The organism is Bacillus sp. JJ1764, from assembly GCF_036962145.1.
GTDB lineage: Bacteria > Bacillota > Bacilli > Bacillales > Cytobacillaceae > Neobacillus.
Map to the genome: position 1 here is coordinate 1 of NZ_JBALNY010000220.1, position 3,945 is coordinate 3,945.

Below are 3,945 nucleotides of genomic sequence, written 5' to 3' on the forward strand. Positions count from 1 at the left end.
CCCAGCAACACCAGCGCCCCTCCCATTGAAAATGTACCGACACGCCACGTTCTCATACCCCTGTCCCCTTTCCTTTTTTAAAAAGAAAGCTAATCCCCGCCCCGATTAAGACGGCTGCCGCCAACCCTGTTTTCCATTTTTTCATGATTTTCCTTCCTCCCTTTTATGCTTGCTGCCGGTTAATAGCTTGATGCCGCCAACGATCAGGACAAAGCAGACAAGCCCTGTTTGAAAATAGCTTTGCACCCAATAGGCAATATCTATATTGATTAATTTTGTTAGCATAGGTGAGAACACCGGAAGCAGGATGTTTACTACTAAGTAATACAGGCCCAGAAAAATCAGACCAATGCCAACCCATTTTTGATGATTAAGAAAGTAGGAGATAATCGGAACATCTTCCAAAGCTTCCTCGTTATAGCGTGATACTTTTTGCAGTCCGTCAAAAAAGCTATAAAACCAAATAATCGGGATCAAAAACAGAAAGATGCCAAGTCTAAGAACATCAAGAATATAAACTGAGAATAAAAATGCTGCCATTAGTTGAATCCCACGGCGCTGCAGCCCAAGATATAAGTGTCCGGCCCCAGGGAAAATCGACAGAAATGTCGCAATGGCTTTGCTTTTTTTACCATCTTCTCGCCGTGTTTCAAAATCCTCAAAAATCGTCCTGTCGACCAACTCTTCTCCGCGCTGTTTTTTGTTTACCTGTTGAACCGCATCAAAAAATCCATACACCCAAATGACCGGCAAACTTAATAAAAAGACGAGAAATTCTGATCTGTTGGATAGGGCTGTCACGAAAATCACCATGATCCCCAATCCAAGAAAGGTAGCTAAAAGGGTTAATCCACGATTCATTAATCCTAATTGAAAATGGCCGAGTCCCGGAATAAACGAAAGGACAATCGTATAAAACCGCTCGGAATCTTGAGCTGCCTGAGAATTCGGCTCACCGAGGTCAGCAGCTAGCAACACCTTCTTTTGCTTAGAAATTTGCACACCCATGTCAATAAAACTAACTAAGTAAATAAAAATCCCGACCATAAAAGGAATAATGATGGCATCCCCAGTGCCACTGGCGATTCCGATGACCGTGATCAACGCACAGCCAAATACCAACAATAAATATAGGACCCCGCGGAACATTTTTCCCCAATAAATAAGGCCAAGTCCCGGAAACAAAGATAAGGTTAATGCCTTTGTTGAACTTTTCATTTCCTAATTGCCTCCTTCTTCTCTAATGAATCCATCCATGCAAATGTCTTATCTATAACACCCTCCGTCACCGAAGGCCGCTTTTCTTGCACATTCCCTGCCTCCAAGGAATTCGCATATTTAGCTAATGATTGAAATGCTCCTGTAAACGTCAGTAAGATCGTCGCTGCTGCTGCCAGCAAATAATGAAATACCGCCCGCTGATATAATGGCCTCTTCGATGTTCTTTTTTTAACTGAACTTGTTGTGGTGCCAGGCACCAATTCCAATTCAATACTAGTGCTTTTGGTGACAGGCACCTTTTCTAATCCATCAGTAGTGCTTTTGGTGACAGGCACCGTGTTTAGTGCCCCCATCACGAGTTCGGTGAAGTCGCTAGTGTCTGGAAGGGCCGGGAGTGATGTTTCATTTACTTCTACAGCTTTTAGATATTTTTCTAAGCATTGGTCGCAAGTATATAGGTGGTTTTCCAGTTGTTCTCTGGTTTGGTCGGTTAAGTCGCCTGTTACGTATTGCTGCCATTGTTCTTCAGTAAAATGCGTCATGAAAAATCGTCCTCCTTCCAGTTTTTTTTGATCCAGTTACGGGCGCGGTACAGTTTGGTTTCGATGGTTTTGACTTGAACATTTTGTTCCTCAGCCATTTGCTGGTAGCTTTTTTCGGCTATGTAAAAGCCAAATATGACATCCCGGTAATTTTCCGGTAATTCATTAAGCCGCTTTCGGACCAGCTGTTTTTGCTCCTTCTGCAAAATTTCCCTTTCCAAACTGTCCTCCGTCGTCCCTAATGTTTCAAATTCCTCGAAAACTTCTTCTCGCCTGCGTGCCTGTTTTCGTTTCATATCAATGGCATGGTTGACAGCAATCCTTGTCATCCAAGTTTTAAACCCTTGATTTTCATATTGGGAGAGAGACGTATAGATTTTGATAAATACTTCCTGGGCCGCATCTTCGGCTTCCTTTTGATCGCGAAGGATTGCAAAGACTGTCCGGAACACATCATTGCGGTACTTCTCGACCAAAAGCCGAAAGGCATGATCATGGCCATCCAGTACTTTTTGAATTAAAACCGTATCACTAATGGTTCTCTCCCCCTTTCTTTTCAATCTGTACACCTAATAGACGAACCTACTTTGGATAACCCCTACACTTTTTTTAAAAAAATATTTTTAACGATTAAAAAAAACGTGCGAATCTGTCTTCGCACGTTTCCGATATGATCTATTATGCCAATGTTAAAATACAAAGATTACATTCATATGGGATTTCAAACGATTCTTTATCAGATATGCCTGAGAATATTTCATCAAACAATCCATTCCTTTGAGTTCCATCCATGTCGGTAACCATGAATACTTCCATCCATTCCTCTTTTGTTAACGTAATTGAATCTTTCAATTTGTAAAAATCCCGAAGTTCAAAACCATTGTGCTGCCATTCGGCAAACCACTCGACTGGAAAACCATTGATGAATTGGTTGGAGAACGACTTTTTACCGCCCTCCTTATCCCTGTTCAAAACAGTTAGGGTTTTGTTCACCACTTCCGAATCGGGAGTAAATCCTGATTCTATCACAATCAGTATCCCTTTCGATTTCAAGAGTCTTTTAATCTCCTGAAGAGCTTTCTCGCGATCAAACAAATTCCAAGCTCTCATGACAGTAACAATATCATAAGTTGAGTCATCCAAACCCGTGTTTTCAGCTGTAGCTTGAGTATAAGGAATCGTAAAGTTTCTCGTTGTATTCAATTGATGCGCCTGCCTCAGCATGTCAGATGATGGCTCAACCCCCACAACATTTGCCTTTCTCATTGCTATTTTTCGTGCTAACGTACCCGTTCCCGATCCTAAATCTACTACTTTTTTTCCTTCAAAAGAAATACCACGAATCATTAAACTGTCCATCATAGCTGTGGGAATATCTTCTCTTGAGCTAGCATAGTTTTTAATAACTTGGCCAAAATCAATATTTTCCATCATCGGCGCCTCTTTTCACTTCATTTCCAATACATGAAAATTCAACAAAATAATACCATTTCTTTATGGTAGAATGAAAGAAAAATATTTTAAGGGAATGATCCTTATGTTCTGGTTGCTGCTCCTTGCTTCTTATTTAATTGGAAGTTTCCCGACAGCGTTAATTGTAGGAAAGATCATATACGGGGTTGATATCCGGGAACTTGGAAGTAAAAATCCCGGTGCCACTAATACCCTCAGGGTTCTAGGCAAAAAATCCGCTCTCTTTGTTCTATTCATTGACCTTGGAAAAGGTGCTCTGGCGGCCTATCTTCCTCTGTTCTTTCACCTTCAGACCGAACCGCTGTACTTTGGCCTTACCGCTGTCATTGGACATTGCTTCCCTATCTTTGCTGGCTTCAGAGGTGGCAAAGCGATTGCCACCACTGCTGGTGCTTTATTGATCAGCAATCTTCCTTTGCTAATCATTGCCTACATTTCGTTTTTTCTCATGATATTTTTAACAAAATACGTCTTTTTCGGCTCCATCTCTGTTGGGCTCAGCATGCTAGTCTTTGATCTCTTTTCTTCAAAATTAGAATTTGAACTTATCTTTTTATTTTTCCTCATCTTATTAATCTTTCTGCACCGTTCTAATATACGCAACTTTATTTTAGGTATTGAACCGAGGATCAACGATAAACATTTGCTCAATGACCGTATTCCCCCAAAGAAAAATGGATTTAAAATGTAGGTCTGTTAAACTTGTCTG

The 3,945-nt window shown here is 41.0% G+C and carries 5 protein-coding genes; 1 reads left to right on the top strand and 4 read right to left on the bottom strand.

Annotation, left to right across the window (positions count from 1 at the left end):
- Window positions 1–141 precede the first annotated feature (141 nt).
- From V7083_RS22560 to V7083_RS22575, 4 genes are all read right to left on the bottom strand, one after another.
- Window positions 142–1,218, bottom strand: coding sequence for a hypothetical protein (locus V7083_RS22560; protein ID WP_335482308.1), 1,077 nt, complete (start codon window positions 1,216–1,218; stop codon window positions 142–144).
- Window positions 1,215–1,763, bottom strand: coding sequence for an anti-sigma factor family protein (locus tag V7083_RS22565; RefSeq protein WP_335482309.1), 549 nt, complete (start codon window positions 1,761–1,763; stop codon window positions 1,215–1,217). Before V7083_RS22565 ends, V7083_RS22560 begins: the two co-directional genes overlap by 4 nt.
- Window positions 1,760–2,323 carry an RNA polymerase sigma factor gene (locus tag V7083_RS22570; RefSeq protein WP_335482311.1) on the bottom strand — a complete coding sequence of 188 codons (564 nt, stop codon included), beginning with the start codon at window positions 2,321–2,323 and terminating at the stop codon, window positions 1,760–1,762. Before V7083_RS22570 ends, V7083_RS22565 begins: the two co-directional genes overlap by 4 nt.
- A gap of 118 nt (window positions 2,324–2,441) precedes the next feature.
- On the bottom strand, window positions 2,442–3,194 hold the full coding sequence (locus V7083_RS22575) for a class I SAM-dependent methyltransferase (protein WP_335482312.1): 753 nt from the start codon (window positions 3,192–3,194) through the stop codon (window positions 2,442–2,444).
- A gap of 106 nt (window positions 3,195–3,300) precedes the next feature.
- Between V7083_RS22575 and plsY the strand changes: the two genes are divergently transcribed.
- Window positions 3,301–3,927 carry a glycerol-3-phosphate 1-O-acyltransferase PlsY gene (gene plsY / locus V7083_RS22580; protein ID WP_335482314.1) on the top strand — a complete coding sequence of 209 codons (627 nt, stop codon included), beginning with the start codon at window positions 3,301–3,303 and terminating at the stop codon, window positions 3,925–3,927.
- The last annotated feature ends 18 nt before the right edge of the window (window positions 3,928–3,945 follow it).